Origin of the sequence: Pedobacter sp. GSP4 (genome assembly GCF_051857575.1) — a bacterium.
Taxonomy (GTDB): domain Bacteria; phylum Bacteroidota; class Bacteroidia; order Sphingobacteriales; family Sphingobacteriaceae; genus Pedobacter.
Genome location: NZ_JBPZIR010000020.1, coordinates 1 through 1,214, shown reverse-complemented (window position 1 = coordinate 1,214; position 1,214 = coordinate 1). Strand labels below are relative to the sequence as shown.

1 protein-coding gene is annotated in these 1,214 nt (G+C 40.4%); it reads left to right on the top strand.

The features are described from left to right. Positions 1-94 precede the first annotated feature (94 nt). Positions 95-1,167, top strand: a protein-coding gene (locus ACS5PU_RS24275) for an IS3 family transposase (protein ID WP_439461743.1) whose coding sequence is annotated in 2 segments (ribosomal slippage) — positions 95-356 and positions 356-1,167 — 1,074 coding nt in all. Because the reading frame shifts where the segments join, the coding sequence is not laid out codon by codon here. The last annotated feature ends 47 nt before the right edge of the window (positions 1,168-1,214 follow it).

Sequence of the window (1,214 nt, the reverse complement as noted above, 5' to 3'; positions counted from 1 at the left end):
TGTGCACTTCCCAAAATTCAGACCAGTTAAAAGTATAATTCTAGACCGAGCGCAGCGAGGCTATTAGAAAAAACTATTAATTTTAATTGGTAATATGAAAAGAATCAAGTTTACGGAATCTCAGATTGTAAAAGCCATCAAAGAACATGAGAATGGCAAAAATGTACACGATCTCTGCAGAGAGTTAGGGATTAGCACCGCAGCCTTTTATAAATGGCGTCAGAGGTACGGAGGAATGGAAGTGAAAGAGTTATCAAAGCTCAAGGCATTAGAGGAGGAAAATGCGCGTTTGAAAAAAATGTATGCGAATCTCAGCCTTGTGCACGAAGTTTTCAAGGAGGCGGTGGAAAAAAAGCTTTAACGCCTGACGAAAAACGTGGTTTAGTGGATGAGATGGTGAAAAGGATTAGCCATCGTCAGGCTTGTCAATGTGTCGGGTTAAACCGGAGCAATCATTACTATAAACGCAAACGGCGCGATGACAGCGAAATAGTTAATGCACTTTCTCTTCTAATTGAAAAGCATGTTTCCATAGGCTTCTGGCAATGCTACTACCGGTTACGTCGAAAAGGAATTACATGGAACCATAAAAAGGTTTATCGGGTTTATACCGCGATGAGGCTTAATATTCGGCGCAGGGCAAAGAAAAGACTACCAGAAAGAGTCAAAAAGCCATTATTTGTGCCGGAAACTGTAAATGAGGTGTGGTCTATGGATTTTATGAGTGACTCGCTTTGGAATGGGAGGAAATTTAGATTGCTGAACATCGCCGATGATTACAACAGAGAGATGCTTGCTATGGAAATAGATTATTCACTTCCAGCATTGAGGGTTACCAGGGCATTGGATGAACTCAAACAATATAGAGGGCTACCAAAAATGATAAGAATGGATAATGGGCCAGAATTCATCTCATATAAGCTGGATGAATGGGCGAAGGAAAACAATGTTGAACTGCTTTTTATCGAGCCTGGAGAACCAACACAGAACGCATATATAGAAAGATGCAATGGAAGCATCAGAAGAGAATTGTTAAATGCCCACATATTTCATTCGTTGGATGATGTGAGGGAAAAGGTAGAGGAATGGATGATGGACTATAATTACCATCGACCACACCAGGCATTGAACTTCAAATCTCCCATCGATTTATTGCAGGAAAGTTGAGGACAAAATTATACTTTTGAATGGTCTGAAAAACAGGGGAGCTTACA